Source organism: Corynebacterium aquilae DSM 44791 (genome assembly GCF_001941445.1).
Classification (GTDB): domain Bacteria; phylum Actinomycetota; class Actinomycetes; order Mycobacteriales; family Mycobacteriaceae; genus Corynebacterium; species Corynebacterium aquilae.
Genome location: NZ_CP009245.1, coordinates 150,991 through 165,163, shown reverse-complemented (window position 1 = coordinate 165,163; position 14,173 = coordinate 150,991). Strand labels below are relative to the sequence as shown.

Annotated in this window: 9 protein-coding genes, 1 tRNA gene and 1 other RNA gene; 4 read left to right on the top strand and 7 right to left on the bottom strand. The window is 60.8% G+C overall.

The genetic code is table 11. The features are described 5' to 3' along the window. Positions 1-22 precede the first annotated feature (22 nt). The 5 genes from CAQU_RS13255 to ffs all read right to left on the bottom strand — a co-directional run bounded on the left by CAQU_RS13255 (position 23) and on the right by ffs (position 6,615). Positions 23-3,229, bottom strand: a complete 3,207-nt coding sequence (locus CAQU_RS13255; protein WP_075724344.1) for a DNA polymerase III subunit gamma and tau — start codon at positions 3,227-3,229, stop codon at positions 23-25. A 51-nt stretch (positions 3,230-3,280) separates the two neighbouring features. Then, positions 3,281-4,060 (bottom strand): precorrin-6A synthase (deacetylating), encoded by a 780-nt coding sequence (gene cobF / locus CAQU_RS00660; RefSeq protein ID WP_075724342.1) that lies wholly within the window; start codon positions 4,058-4,060, stop codon positions 3,281-3,283. A 24-nt stretch (positions 4,061-4,084) separates the two neighbouring features. Further along, positions 4,085-4,723 (bottom strand): hypothetical protein, encoded by a 639-nt coding sequence (locus CAQU_RS00655; protein ID WP_157108835.1) that lies wholly within the window; start codon positions 4,721-4,723, stop codon positions 4,085-4,087. Between the two features lie 212 nt (positions 4,724-4,935). Next, a complete protein-coding gene (locus CAQU_RS00650; protein ID WP_075724338.1) occupies positions 4,936-6,207 on the bottom strand; it encodes an aspartate aminotransferase type Ic in 1,272 nt (423 codons plus the stop codon). A 309-nt stretch (positions 6,208-6,516) separates the two neighbouring features. Next, an RNA gene (gene ffs, locus CAQU_RS00645) (signal recognition particle sRNA small type) lies at positions 6,517-6,615 on the bottom strand. 308 nt (positions 6,616-6,923) lie between these two features. On the opposite strand from ffs, the gene CAQU_RS00640 reads away from it, so the two are divergent. Then, a tRNA-Ser gene (locus tag CAQU_RS00640) sits at positions 6,924-7,008 on the top strand. 49 nt (positions 7,009-7,057) lie between these two features. Here CAQU_RS00640 and CAQU_RS00635 read toward each other — a convergent pair. Both CAQU_RS00635 and CAQU_RS00630 read right to left on the bottom strand, forming a co-directional pair. Then, positions 7,058-8,245, bottom strand: coding sequence for an IS481 family transposase (locus CAQU_RS00635; RefSeq protein ID WP_075724336.1), 1,188 nt, complete (start codon positions 8,243-8,245; stop codon positions 7,058-7,060). Positions 8,246-8,676: 431 nt separating this feature from the next. Next, positions 8,677-9,858, bottom strand: a complete 1,182-nt coding sequence (locus tag CAQU_RS00630) for an MFS transporter (RefSeq protein WP_157108834.1) — start codon at positions 9,856-9,858, stop codon at positions 8,677-8,679. A 547-nt stretch (positions 9,859-10,405) separates the two neighbouring features. On the opposite strand from CAQU_RS00630, the gene CAQU_RS00625 reads away from it, so the two are divergent. From CAQU_RS00625 to CAQU_RS00615, 3 genes are all read left to right on the top strand, one after another. Continuing rightward, a complete protein-coding gene (locus CAQU_RS00625) occupies positions 10,406-11,752 on the top strand; it encodes an IS256 family transposase (protein ID WP_075724155.1) in 1,347 nt (448 codons plus the stop codon). A 662-nt stretch (positions 11,753-12,414) separates the two neighbouring features. Further along, positions 12,415-12,615, top strand: coding sequence for a hypothetical protein (locus tag CAQU_RS00620; protein WP_075724332.1), 201 nt, complete (start codon positions 12,415-12,417; stop codon positions 12,613-12,615). 445 nt (positions 12,616-13,060) lie between these two features. Beyond that, positions 13,061-14,140, top strand: coding sequence for a S41 family peptidase (locus tag CAQU_RS00615; RefSeq protein WP_084562637.1), 1,080 nt, complete (start codon positions 13,061-13,063; stop codon positions 14,138-14,140). The last annotated feature ends 33 nt before the right edge of the window (positions 14,141-14,173 follow it).

Sequence of the window (14,173 nt, the reverse complement as noted above, 5' to 3'; positions counted from 1 at the left end):
GGGGGTGCGGCTGTGGACAACCCTAAATCGGGCGGGCACCCAGGTGTTCGGCCAGAAGCTCCATCGCGACGGTGGTGGCATCGCGGTGGTCCAAACTGCCGGGTTCCGCACGAGCCGCCGCCAGCATTTCTTCCTCTTCTTCCTCCTGGGTGCGCGCTACTGGCGCCTGGTAGGCGGAAGGGTTGTTCTTGGCTGCCGCCGCAGCCGCCATAGCGCGACCCATGCCATCGGGCTTGCGGGGCTGCGCCTGAGGCTGTGGCTGTGGCTGTGGCTGAGGTGCCGGGGCCGGCACTGCCGGCTGGGCGGGCGCTTGCTCGAGGGCGTGCTCTGCCGGGTCGGCGGGCAGGCCATCGCTTGCCGGCGGGGGAACGTCTTCTGGGGGTGGTTCGGGTGCCCCACCAAAACCATCGTCGTAGTCCGGCAAGCCGGGCTCGGGGGGCAGCGGAACCCCGTCGGAAAACTCAGGCCGCTCCGCCAGGGCTTTGCGACCGCGGGCGGCCGCGATCTCCCAGCGGGCCAAGGGACGACCGTCTTCGGCCACCGGGGTTTGGGCTTGGGGTTGGACCACCGGCGAAGACTCAGTAGCGGCTGGCTTTTCCGCCGGCGCTGGCGGAGGAGTCGTCGCGGGTTTATCCTGCTGCATCCCACCCAGCGGGCGGGGCGCATCCCACCCAGCGTCGGCCTGTGGGGCCGGGGGTTCTTCCGCGGGCTGATCAGCGGATTCTTTCGCCGATTGCCCACCCAGTGGTGCTGGGGTGTCCCAACCACTGTCAGCAGTGTCCTGCGCCTCCGAGGCTGGCGGGGCTGGATGGGTATCCGGAGTGTTGTCGGCTGCCGGGGCAGCGGCGTGTTCTACTGCCGGCTGGGTTGGCGCTGCGGACTGGTCCGGCTGAGCGAGGGATTGCTGCGGCGTATCGCTAGGTGTGTGCGGGGTGTGCTCCTGCTGGTGTGGCTGCTCCGGGGCGGGCGCATCTGCTGTATCGGCACTGATGCCGGCGACGGCTACTGGGGTTGCCATGACGTGTTTGAAGCCCGGCACGGCCTGGGCTTCATCGGTCTGGAAAGCCGCGGATCCTGCAGGGATGCTGCGCGATTGCTCGGCCGTGTCGGCAGCCGGGTCGGCGTTGTCTTCGGCGGCGTGCACCGCATCTGCCACAGCATTGTGCGGGACAGCTACCTCCGCCTGTGTCATTCCGACCATGTCAGTTCCGGACTGCTCCCCCACCGCTTCGGCGCCCCCATCGGGGCCGGAAGCTGCGGTGGTTTCGACCGGCTGTGCAGCCGGCTGCTCGCCCTCTGCTGCACTGGGCACTAGGGGCTCTGCCGTGTTAGCAGGTTCGGTCGCATCTACTGCTTGCGCCGGGGGTTGTGCGGAGGCGTCCGGCTGGGCGGTAGTTGCGGGGTTCGCGGCCGGTGCGAACCCCGCTTTTTTAGGGTTTAGTCCCACCTCGCAGTGAACGCGCATATCACGGCCGAAGATGGCCTTGATGACGTCAACCAGCACCTGGTTGTTGGCCTCGGCATTGAGCCGGGCTGCCAGGGCGCCGGTGTTATGTCCAATGACCACGGTGTTGTCGCGTACTCCCAGTACGCGCGCCTCGGTGAGCATCACGCCTGCCACGGGGCTCTTCTTGGACACCATGCGGCGCACCTCGATCCAGCGGGCTGCGATCGCTTCCGCGAGCTGCTCTTCGGTCGCGCCACTTGGGGCGGCCTCCACGCCGGAGGGTGCCGGCGTGGGCTGCGGGTCTTGCTGCGCGGCAGCTAGCGCCGCGGCTGCTGGCTCGGGTGCGGGCTGCGAGGCCTGTGGTGCCTGCGGTTGCGCGGGTTGGGTGGGCTGCGCCACCGGTGCCGGCTGAGCTGGAGCAGGTTGCGCCTGCTGGGCGGGCTGTGCGGGCGCGGGGCTGGCAGGAGCCTGCTGGGTGGGGGCCTGCGGCTGTTGGGGTTGGGGCGCTGGAGCCGGTTGCGGTTTGGGTGCCGGGGCGGGTTGCGTCGCGCGGGCGGCAGCTTGAGCGGCGGCTTGGGCGGCGCGCTGGCTGGGTCGGACGTACACTTCGCCCTTCGCGGTAGGGGCGGGTTGGGTCGGGGTGGCGACTGCGGGCTGCTGGGCGGTGGTGGCCGCGGGCAGAACGTGGGTGTGTGGCAGCAGCATGCGCGCGGCGATGATTTCGAGCAGGAGGCGCGGGGAGGTGGCGCCGCGCATGTCGGCTAGGCCGTCGTTGACGAGGCTGGCGAGGTGGGCGAGGTGGCCCGGCGCGAAGGCGTGGGCTTGGTCGGTGAGGGTTTGTTGGTAGTCGGCGGGGGCGTCGACGAGGCCGAGTTCGAAGGTGTTGGGGACGGTCTGCAGGATCATGAGGTCGCGCAGCCGGTCGAGGAGGTCGGTGGTGAAGCGGCGGGGGTCGTGGCCGGCTTCGATGACGGAGTTGATGGTGGTGTAGAGCTTGTCGGCGGCGGGTTCGGCGAGGGCGTTGATGGTGGAGTCGATGAGGGTGGTGTCGGTGACTCCGAGGAGGGGGATGGCCATGTCGTAGGTGAGGCCGTCGGGGCCTGCGCCGGCGAGGAGTTGGTCCATGATGGATAGGGAGTCGCGGGGGGAGCCGCCGCCGGCGCGGATGACGAGTGAGTAGACGTCGGGGTCGACGGTGACGCCTTCGGCGGCGCAGGTGCGTTCGAGGAGTCCGCGCATGTCGCCTGGGGTGAGTAGGCGGAAGGGGTAGTGGTGGGTGCGTGAGCGGATGGTGCCGATGACTTTTTCGGGCTCGGTGGTGGCGAAGATGAAGATGAGGTGCTCTGGGGGTTCTTCGACGATTTTGAGTAGTGCGTTGGAGCCCGCGTTGGTGATCATGTGGGCTTCGTCGATGATGAAGACGCGGTAGCGGGATTCGGCGGGTGCGTAGAAGGCGCGGTCGCGGAGTTCGCGCATGTCTTCGACGCCGTTGTGGCTGGCGGCGTCGAGTTCGGTGACGTCGAGGTTTCCTGGCCCGCCGGGGGCGAGGGAGATGCAGGAGGGGCACACGCCGCAGGGGGTGCTGGTGGGGCCTTGGACGCAGTTGAGGGAGCGGGCCATGATGCGGGCGGAGGAGGTTTTGCCGCAGCCGCGGGGCCCGGAGAATAGGTACGCGTGGTTGATGCGCCCGCTGTCGAGTGCGGTGGACAGGGGTTTGGTGACGTGGTCTTGTCCGACGACGTCTGAGAAGGTTGCTGGACGGTACTTGCGATAGAGGGCCACGTCGCCAAACTTTACCGGTCGGGTGGGGTGGTTTGCACTTAGTGTGGTGGGTTAGGTGGTGGCGGTGGGTTGGGTGTGGTGGTCCATTTCGCGCAGGAGGTAGGTGTCCATGATCCAGCCGTGTTGTTGGCGGAGTTGTTGTTTGAGGGTGGCTAGTTCTTCGCCGATGTCGCGGGCCCAGCCGTGGCGGAGGGTTTGGTGTTCGGTGCCGAGGTAGGCGCCCCAGTAGATGTAGGTGTTGTCGCCGGCGACGTCTTGCCAGGCGGTGCCGCCGTCGAGCATGACGATGATGTTGCGGCGGTTGTTGGGGGTTTCGTTGGGGAGGTTGCGGCCGGTGGTGATGTGGATGGCTTCGCCGACGCGGTTGATGAGGATGTTGTGGGCGGCGGTGAGGGCGTGGATGGCGGTGATGCCGGGGATGGTGTGCACGTGGGCGTCGAGGTGGCATTCGCGGCGCATGCGTTCGATGATGCGCAGGGTGGAGTCGTAGAGGCTGGGGTCGCCCCAGACGAGGAAGGCGATGGTGCTGTTGTCGGTGGTGTTGGTGCGGATGGTGTCGGCGAGGAGTTGGGCGCGGGCGCTGTGCCAGCGGGCGACTTCTTGGCGGTAGTTGGTGGGGTTGCGGTCGCGTTCGGGGTCGGTGACGGCGTGGATGGGGGTGCCGGGGGCGTGGGTGTCGACGATGGTTTGGCGCAGGGCGAGGAGGTCTTGTTTGGTGTCGCCTTTGTCGAGGGCGATGACGGCGTCGCTGTGTTGGAGGGCTTCGATGGCTTCGAGGGTGATGTGTTTGGGGCTGCCGGCGCCGATGCCGATGACGTTGATGGTGCGCATGGTGGTTGTTGCTTTCGCCGGGGTTTAGTGGGTGCGGTGGAGGTCGTTGAGGTCGATGCCGCGGGTGATGATGTTTTGTTGGAGGGCTTCGAGTCCGTCGCTGTGGAGGAGTTCGAGTTCTGTGTCGGTGATGAGGATGAGTTGTGCCAGGAGAGTGACTTCGCCGACGCCGTCCGTGCGGCCCATTTCGTGGGCTTCTTTGGCGATGCGGGGAGCACCTTGTTCCCACAGGTAGGGCATGATGATCAGCCCGTGGCGGGGGCTGGTGTTGGTGGTGGGGGTGATGAGGTTTTCGTAGGTGGTGCCGGGTTGGGGCATGTCGGTGGTGTGGGCGCGGGTGGAGATTTCGGTGAGGGCGGCGTCGAGGTGGTCGCCGGCGTTGTCGTTGGCGATGGTGATGATTTCGACGTGGGCGTCGAATTCGCGGTGGGGGTTGTCGCCGTCGAGTCCGAGGTGGGCGGCGGTGGTGCGCATGCCGGTGGGGTGGTCGCTGAGGTTGCAGGTGGCGTAGACGAGTTGGTTGTTGAGGTTGTGGACGCGGCAGGTGGTGGTGCCGAGGGTGCGGTAGACGGGGGCGGTGAGGCCGGGGATGTCGATGCCGTCGTCGGTGGTGGTGTGTGGCAGGAGCAGGTCGTACCAGTGGGTGGTTTCTGCGATGTTCATCGGTGCTCCTTTTTCGGCGGTGCCGGCCGCGGTGATGGGGGCCGCGTGGCGTCGTGTGGGGGCGCGCATCGGGTGCGTGCTGGTGGTTGCTTTCTAGGGTACGTCCCCTGATGGTGGTGGTGTCGCACCTGTGTTGAGCTGGGGTTTTGTGGTGCAACCACAAGCGCCCGCATCCGGGGTGGAGTGCGGGCGCTTGTGTGCTGTAACAACGCTTATGAGTTTAGCGCCTTTTCGCAGGCTGCGAGCAGTGCGCAGGTGCATACGCCGTCCATGGCGGTCTCGAGTTCGGAGATCGGCGGCAGGGAGGGGGCGAGGCGGATGTTGCGGTCGTTGGGGTCTTTTTTCAGGGGGAAGGAGGAGCCGGCGGCGGTCAGGGCGATGCCGGCTTCCTTGGCCAGTTCGACGGTGCGGGCGGCGGTGCCGTCGACGACGTCGAGGGAGATGAAGTAGCCACCTTCGGGGGTGGTCCAGGTGGCGATGCCTTTATCCCCGAGGCGTTCGTTGAGGATGTCGAGGACGCGGCTGAACTTCGGGGCGAGGGAGGCGGCGTGTTTGCGCATGTGGGCGCGGACGCCGTCGGCGTCGCCGAAGAAGTTGGCGTGGGCGAGCTGGTTGACCTTGTTCGGCCCGATGCCGCGGACGTTGGCGTGGCTGGAGTACCACTTGAGGTTGTCGGCGGAGGAGGCGAAGAAGGACACGCCGGCGCCGGCGAAGGTGATCTTCGAGGTGGAGGTGTACACCCAGAAGCGGTTGGGATTGCCGGCCGCGGCAGCCATGCCGATCACGTCGTAGATCTCCGGGAAGGAGGGGGTGAGGGTATGGACGGCGTAGGCGTTGTCCCAGATGATGCGGAAGTCCGGTGCGGCGGTGTCCATTTCTGCCAGTTCGCGGCAAACGCGCTCGCTGTAGGTGACACCGGTGGGGTTGCCGAACACCGGCACGTTCCACATGCCCTTGACGGCCGGGTCCTTGACCAGTTCGCGGACCGCATCCATGTCGGGGCCGTCTTCCAGCATCGGCACGGGGATCATTTCGAAGCCGAAGTGCTCGGTGATGGTGTGGTGGCGGTCGTAGCCGGGCACGGGGCAGATCCACTTGATGTCGTCTTCGACACCCCAGGGGCGCGGGGAGTCCTGGGTGCCGAAGGTGTAGGCGAAGGAGATGCAGTCGAACTCGATGTTGAGCGAGGAGGCATCGGCGGCGTACACCAGGGACTCGTCGATGTTGAGCAGGTCAGCCCAGATGCGGCGGATGTCGGTGATGCCGGTCAGTCCGCCGTAGTTGCGGGTGTCGGTGCCGTCGGCCGCCTTGTACTCGGCGCCCGGCAGCGCAAGCAGCTCATTGGACAGGTCCAGCTGCTCAGAGGAGGGCTTGCCGCGGGTGAGGTCAAGCTTGAGGCCCTTGGAGACGAGCTCCTGGTAGGCCTTGGTCATCTCCTCGTGGAAGGCTGCAAGTTCTTCGCGAGAAAGGTCGTTGATGGTCATCTGTGGCGCCGCCTAAAAACCTTGGGGGTAGGAATACGCCCGCCGCGGGATACGCGGGGCGTGGTGGCACGACGGTGCCGCCACACGGGCGTGTGTTACGCCTGCCACTCTAGTGGCAAAAGTTTCGTTTGCATACCACTACATGGCACAAAGAGTCGAAAAAGGAAACGCCCACCTTTCAACTCCCCCGCACACACCCCAGGCGCCCCGGCGGACAACCATAACCGCCGCATCGTAGCGACGGTGTGGATCCCAGGTGGGGGCGACAAAGAAAAAACCTCATCCCACGTGCATGTGGGATGAGGTGAAATAGTTTAGGGACCCCGCGCACCCGTCAGAGCTCGCTGACCCTTGCTGCATTCCTGCCCTGGGGGAGTTCACAAGATAAACGCCGCACGGGGTCTAGGTCGAAACTATAGCGCATGGGGCGGGCCGGGTCGAACCATCGCCGACTAGCCCCCGCACATCGCGCGCCGGCACGGGCTACCGCGCCAGCTGTGAGCACCTACCCGCACGCTTCGATGCGGGCTGCGCCGCCGGCCGGGCTTCGCTGGCGTGACCTGGCACTACTTGCTTGCCACTGGGTTTGTCACGCACCTTCCATATGGGACCGCTCGGGCGTGGACGGCGGGCCAGTTTGCACAGCCCGGTGTGGGTGTGTAATCTCTTAAGCCGAACACAGCCCGGGTTTTCCCCGTGTCTGGTTACTGTTCACTGGAGGATTCGACTAGCGGCCTATGTCGCACGCCTGGAACGCGTGTTGGGAGCAATCCCTCAGGGGTTCAAATCCCCTATCCTCCGCAGTTGTCATGTAGCGCGACATTGTTCCAGACAATGTCGCGCTACATTTCTATTTTCTGAAGCCTTGTAGCCGGTCTAGGTTGGGGTGGTAAGTCTTCGATTCGTTAAGTTCGAAGCGCGCTATTTGTTCGGCTGTGCGTGGGTTCAGTACTCGGATATGGGGGCCGGTACAGATCGCGATGACGGAAATGCCGGAGTGTTTCCGACCGATTCCTAGCTTTCGGAGTTTTCCTCTCCATCGGAGGGTTATTTTCCCGGTGGGGTCGACGATGTCTCGTCGTAGCCTGTTGTCGCTTCCAAGGGGTACGCCTTCGGGTTGGGCTTTGGGTGCGGCGTTGTAAGCCTGGTGTGGTGTTTTTCGGTGTACGGCTCTGTGGGGACGTTGATTGTTGTAATACTCACGGATTTCTGCAAGCTGTTGGTTGAGTTCGCCGAGGTTGTTTGCGGTTTTTCTGGCTTTGAGAAATCGTTTGAGTGTCTGGTGGAAGCGCTCGATTTTTCCTTGGGTTTGGGGGTGGTAGGGCTTGCCGTTTTTCTGTTTGATGCCCATTTCTGCAAGGAGCTGTTCGAATCCGTTTTTTGCTTCTGCCAGGTAGATTCGGGTGGTGAAGACTCGCCCGTTGTCGGTGAGTGTGGATTGGGGAAAGCCGTAGGTGTTGCCTACTTCGATAAATGTGCTGATCAGGGTGGGGGCATCAGCTCGGGTGCATGCTTTACAACACAGCAGGTAGCGGGAATGGTCATCGAGGATTGACAGGATCGGTACTTCTTTACCGGAGGCTAATTGCCAGCTGGTGAAGTCAAGTTGCCAGGTTTCATTGGGTAGGTCGGCTTCGAAGCGTTTCCATGAGCTACGTGGCCTTTTGTGGGGTTGGTCGGTGACGTATCCATGTCGGCGCAAGATTCTGTGGACGGTGCTTAATGCGGGTGGGGTAAGTCCTTGGGTTTCGAGGTGTGCTGCGATGGTGGTTGCACCTGCATCTGCGCCGATGGTGGTGAGTTGTTCTCGAATGTCGCAGATGGCTTTTTCGATGTGATCGGGAGTGGCGTGTGGCCGATTTTTTGGTGCGCGGGATGCAGGTTCGAGGGCTTCGAGTCCGCCGGTGCGGTATCGCTTTAGCAGGGTGCGTACCCAACGGGTGCTGACTCCGAATTGTTCGGCGACTTGCTGTTGTGTCAGGTGGGCTTCAAGGACCATCTCGACGATGAGGCGGTTGGTGTTTGCGTTGTTGACCATGTGTTCATGGTGGCCGGAACTATGTCGCGCTACATCGGTTGTGGGGGTTGGGTGAATTTTTTGGTGTGGGGTGTTTTGTGTTTGGGGTGTGGGTCTGGGTGTTGGTGCTGGTGGTGGGGTGTGGGGGCGGAAGTATGTGGTGAGACATAGCGGAACTATGTGCTGCAATCAGACACCCTATCCTCCGCAGTTGCGATGTAGCGCGACATTGTCTAGACAGTGTCGCGCTACATTTCTATTTTCTGTCGCGGATCTCGGCCCCGGTGGCGGATCTTCCTACGCGCCGGCAGGAGTTTTGGCGTTTAGGCCTCAGCGCGGGGTTTGGTAGCTAGGCCCGAAAAGGTGCGTTTTGGATATTTCGTCGCGTCAAGGTGTGTTTGGCTTGGATGGTGGACTAAGCCCAAACACCGGATACATAGCCAGACGCGTTTTTAGTTGTCGTTGTTAATATGTCCCGCACGCCCCATGAGGATCAGGGTTGGAACAGCGATTATAGAAATAAAGATAAAAGCTGAGACGACCCAAATAAATCCCGCGTATTCGAGTAGCAAACCGGCAAGTAGCGACCCTATTACCATCCCTATAGGCGGCAACATTTCAACATAGCCCCTTGCAGACGGGTGAGTCTTTCCAAATAGGCTCGACGCCACCATATTGGATGCTGCCGTGTATGAGAATGCCCAAATCACACCTGCAACAATCATCAAAATGGTCAAACCAGTTTTCCCAACGTGGTAATTGCTGACCAACACCCCAAAGGTCCCAAACCCGCCAAGCCCTAATGCCCATGTCGCAATTCGGCGGGGAGTGTATCTTGCCAGAAAAAGAGGCACTATCACGATGGGCAGATACATAGCCACCATGTGCACCTCGGTCAAGTGCGATATTTCGCGACCACTTAATCCTTGTTGCTGCGCCTCAAGCGGAATTGCAGTCATGATAAGGGTCATTACGACATAGCCAAGCATGCCGATTACTCCACCCAGATAAAGGGTTGAGCGATCGTCAAAATCGCTGATTTCACGTTCGACCCGCTCACGCGCTCTAGAGTGTTCAGGCAGCATGAATGAGGTGAAAAGTGTCAGAATTCCTGCCATGATCACCAGCTGATACGCCTTATAGAATTCACTGACGGATCCTGCAAGGATTCCTGCTGCCCATGGCCCTAGAATCGAACCAGCTATTCCACTCAGTAGAACGAGACTCGTATCCCAGACGTTAGGGGTGTCCGAGTAGTCCTTAACCAGCAGCCTATGGAAGTTTGACAGGCCCATAAAGATACCGACGAGAAGCATCCCTGCGTAAAACAGCGGTGGGCTATGGGTGTAGGCCGCATAGGTGGTCGCAAGCCCGGATAGAATACAAACCGTTCCCGCACCCAGGTAGGTTTTCCTGGGGCCAATTCTTTGCAACCACGGTGCACCTACTCGAGCAGCGACTATTGTGCCGAGAGCTATCAGCACATAAGCTGCAGTTCCGCCTATCGAGCTTCCGGTCAGATTTTCCCCTGCCCGCACGGATATCGACAGATCTACACCTGCAACAAACAGCCCCAATGCATAAGCAACCCCAAAACGGATGGTGTTGAATTTGGGGGAGCTTTTTAATTTCATGGGATAACTCACTGGGTGTTGATAGTGGTGGTATCGAAATATACATCTGTCATACCCGTTGACAGCGTGAAGCGATTGAAGCGACTCCGCTCAGCGACGCTGATTTCAGGTTCAATCCGCATGACAGGTTTTCCATGAGGGTTCCGCCTAACGACTGCTACGCCATGGTATGGCAATAGGCGAGAACTCTTCTTGTATTCCGGATAAACTCGGAGCCCCAGTACGGGCTCTTTCTTTTGGTGAATGGTTGCTCGAATAGATCCGGGGAAACGGGTTTCGTCCCAGTGAAGTTCATTCAGGGCGAATTTCAAGGCTCGATAATCCACGAATGCGCGTTCTGTGCGCACGAGGACCTCTTACCCAAACTCTGTTGAGAAATCGTCGATCGTAGCCACGATTGGTGGCTACCTTCTTCCAAGCCCTTTCCTGGATCCTCGCTCAAGATTGTCCATGCTTGCAGATATGCCTGTTCGAATTCGTTTAGAGAGTGTCAGATGGTTTGTGTGTGACGTGTTAAATCACCACCCATCGAGGAGGATGCTCCACAATGACCACCATGACCACCCGCGACCCGCAAGACAAAGCCCGGCTTAAACAACTAGAGAAGCGACTGATGTCCAGCCCTGAACTCGCCGAGATCCTCAAAGAGTTCGCCACATCATCAACCGACATCAACGACATGGTGCGTTCGATGATCCAGACCGGGATCAACACCGCACTGCAAGCCGAAATGGACGCCCACCTCGGTTACCAAGCAGGAGACCGCACAGGCAAAGCCCGCCACGGCACGGCCGACAATCACCGCAACGGCTCCTACAACAAAACCGTCCAGTCCCAGTACGGGCCTATCGACATCACCGTGCCCAGGGATCGCAGCGGCAGCTTCACCCCACGGATGGTGCCCAAAGGAGCCCGCAGGATCACCGATGTCGACGACCTGATCATCTCTCTGTATGCCGCAGGCACCAGCCTTCGTGACATCCAGCACCACCTGGCCACCACGTTGGGTGTGGATTTGTCGCATGAGACGATCTCCCAGATCACCGACCAGGTCCTAGATGAGGTACTTGCCTGGCAGCACCGGGACTTAGAGGAGTTCTACCCGGTGATCTACCTGGATGCTTTGCGCATCAAAATCCGTGATGGTGCCCGGGTCGTCAACAAGGCCTGCTATATGGCGGTCGGCATCACCATGGAGGGTACCCGGCAGATCTTGGGGCTGTGGATCGCAAACAATGAGGGCGCGGCGTTTTGGGCCCAGGTCTGTGCGGAGTTGGCTAACCGTGGGGTCAAAGATGTGTTCATCGTCTGCTGTGATGGGCTGAAAGGTTTCGAACAGGCGGTGCAGGCCACCTGGCCTGATGCGATGGTGCAGACCTGTGTGGTGCACCTGATCCGCACCGCACTGCGGTGGGTGGCGGCAAAGGACCGTAGCGCGGTCGCGGCTGCTTTGAAGAAGATCTACACCGCTGCAACGGCAGAGCAGGCGCTTGCGTTTTTGGACGAGTTTGATGCCAGCGACATGGGGCTGAAGTATCCGCAGGCGGTGAAGGCTTGGCGGGATGCGTGGGAGCGTTTCATACCGTTTTTGCAGTTCCCGCCGCAGGCGAGGAAGGTTGTCTACACCACGAATGCGATCGAGTCGATGAATGCGCAGTTGCGTAAAGCGACAAGGAATCGGGGGCAGTTTCCTAATGATGCTGCCGCGGTCAAGGCGTTGTGGTTGATGATCTGCCACATCGAGGACCGGCAGGCGGAGAAAACGAAAAAGAAGGCCGGGCGTGCCCGTGCGGGAACGAGCCGGTTTGTTGAGGGGGTGCGTGTGACTGGGTGGGTTGCGGCCATCAATCAGCTGTCAGCACATTACCCGGATCGGTTCGAGCCTTACCTGTAAGCCGAAGTTCACACACAAAAAACTTGACACACTCTTCGTTTAAGCGGGCTTAAGGGGAGTTGGGACATATCGTGGACGTTCAAGTGATTCAATCCTTGAGTATCTACATATTCACGCAAAATCTTGAAATAGAGCGAGGACACAGCAGGGTCGGAGTCCAACGGGCGAACGTAAAATAAGGCACCAGAAATTAAGTTATGCAGGTCACATTCGGGGTGGGTAGTGGGGGTGGTTCCAAAAGGATACTTTCAGCATGCATTAACGTTCGCAAAACCCAAGCGCACGACCGCAAGATAGAAAATCCCTCCACCAGCTTCCCTGCCCCACCCCATAAAGCATCGATTGAGACTCTCAGGAAAAACCCCTATGGTGGCAACTGCCCCCTTGATAAGTGGCACGCATCACGCGAAAGTCCTAATCTCACCCAGCCTCGGTTGGGAGCTTTTCCGAACCCACCTCCTGTTTCACCGCACACTTCAGCTGGTCACACACAGCCAAGAACACCGGGACAGCAACCGGCGCCGGCGTGGCAAGCGGAACCGTCATCGAATTACTGGGCGGACTCTTTGCAGAGGCCACCGCCCCGCAGGCGCCCTCGGCGGCACAATCGAAGGATTTCCCAGTGATGTAGGAGACAGCCTCGTCAACTGTTAGGAGAAAAAATGAAGGACTGGATAACGGTCATAGCCACCAGCTTGGCTTTTCTCGCCATCGGATTCGCCCTCTATTACGCAATTAACCAGTGGACTCCAATAACGCTCGACAAGAGCATCTCCGCTATCGCGATAGCTGTGTTCGCAACCACTCCCCTCGCCGCATTCGCAGGCCTTAGCGTCAGCAAAAAGGCCAAAGAGCGCCACTAAACCGCGAACGCGATAGCGTCAAAGGTGCCCGGAAGTAAAACAGGCTTCCGGGCACTTTTCATGCACACGCCACGCCCAGCCCTCACGACACACCAACACACCCACCCGCAAAAGCAAGCGGAAGAAAAAGGGAGGTGCCACACTGCGCCAATGGGCCCGGTTTGACTCCGGCCTGAAGCGGGCAGGCTCAAGCGGTTGCCACAACATGTGCGAGTTTGACCCAGACCCTAACGGCCACTGAAAAACTTCAGGTGGGTGAGAGAAGAAAACCACGCCACTTCCACCAGTTGTCGCTAACAGAAGCATGGCTACAAGGCTTTCATAGCAGGGATTTTGATGGAGAGCCGGCGGGTCGGGAAAACTGCCGGCCCGCCGGATAGCGCAAGCGGGGCACCCCACCTGAAACAACCCTCCCCAGCTGGGCTCGCGCTTGTAGGGTGAGGTTATGGAGCACCAGCACCCCCGAAAGCAGGACAACCCCACCCCAGTTGATGGTTTTCCCGAAAAGACGGGCAAACGCTCAGCGGGGCAAAAATGGGCGATCGGTTGCGGGTCGATCTTTGCCGTCACCGGCGTGATTCTTGCCGGTCTCGGATATGTCTACGGCCCGGCGATCACCGCAATGACCACCGGGCAACCACGCTATGTGATCAAGCCTTCCCCACAGAAATATGCGGCCGATGTGTTAAGGATCGCCGATTACATGGCCATTGATAGCGACAGCGAGAACTACGCGCGGGTCAAAGAGGAGATCAAGCCCCGCATTAAAAGCGCCAGCTCTTATGAAGACCTTTATGAACCGCTGAACCAGGCGATGAAAGCCGCTGGTGGCAAACACTCGTCTTTCCTGCCACCGGAAAAGACTGAACCTTCCACTGCGGAAAATAGCGTGGCCCCCACTGTCGAGTCTTCTGGAAACATCGGGATCGTTCGACTGCCCTCCCTGGGCAAAGGTGAGTTCGGGCAAACCTACGCCGACATTGTCACGCAAGGGCTTTTGGAGCATGCCCAGTGCGGGGCCATCGTTGATTTACGGGGTAATGATGGTGGCGATATGGGGCCGATGGTGGCTGGGGTCTCCCCGCTGCTTCCCGACGGAGTGCTGCTGCGCTTCGTGGGTGGCGCCTTCACCTCAACCGTGAATCTCACCGGCAATAGTGTTTCCGGCGGCGGGTCCCCGACAGCAACCTCGGGAGGCAAGCGTGATGTTCCGGTGGCTATTCTCACCGATGGCGACACAGCCTCGTCGGCAGAAGCCACACTGCTCGCCTTCCGCGGACTCGACAACACCCGCAGCTTTGGCACCCCAACAGCCGGCTACGCATCAGCGAACTCGCTGATCCTGATGCCCGACAGGGGTGGCATCCAACTGACCGTGGCCAACGACGAAGCCCGCACAGGAGAGGTGTTCAGCGATGACCCCATCCCGCCGGATGAACTCGTCGACGGCGATCCGGCACAGGTCGAAAAGGCTGCGCTGGCATGGCTAGCCAGCACCGGCTGCACGCCAGCCCCACATGACTAGAGCCCAGCGGCCTCGTTCTGGGACACCGTGGCC

What these genes read in the sequence shown, in the direction of transcription:
- CAQU_RS00635 (WP_075724336.1), bottom strand. Translation starts at nt 8,245, where the DNA reads ATGGTCAACAACGCAAACACCAACCGCCTCATCGTCGAGATGGTCCTT.
- CAQU_RS00655 (WP_157108835.1), bottom strand. Translation starts at nt 4,723, where the DNA reads ATGAACATCGCAGAAACCACCCACTGGTACGACCTGCTCCTGCCACAC.
- CAQU_RS00620 (WP_075724332.1), top strand. Translation starts at nt 12,415, where the DNA reads ATGAAGGACTGGATAACGGTCATAGCCACCAGCTTGGCTTTTCTCGCC.
- CAQU_RS00615 (WP_084562637.1), top strand. Translation starts at nt 13,061, where the DNA reads ATGGAGCACCAGCACCCCCGAAAGCAGGACAACCCCACCCCAGTTGAT.
- CAQU_RS00630 (WP_157108834.1), bottom strand. Translation starts at nt 9,858, where the DNA reads ATGAAATTAAAAAGCTCCCCCAAATTCAACACCATCCGTTTTGGGGTT.
- cobF (WP_075724342.1), bottom strand. Translation starts at nt 4,060, where the DNA reads ATGCGCACCATCAACGTCATCGGCATCGGCGCCGGCAGCCCCAAACAC.
- CAQU_RS00650 (WP_075724338.1), bottom strand. Translation starts at nt 6,207, where the DNA reads ATGACCATCAACGACCTTTCTCGCGAAGAACTTGCAGCCTTCCACGAG.
- CAQU_RS00625 (WP_075724155.1), top strand. Translation starts at nt 10,406, where the DNA reads ATGACCACCATGACCACCCGCGACCCGCAAGACAAAGCCCGGCTTAAA.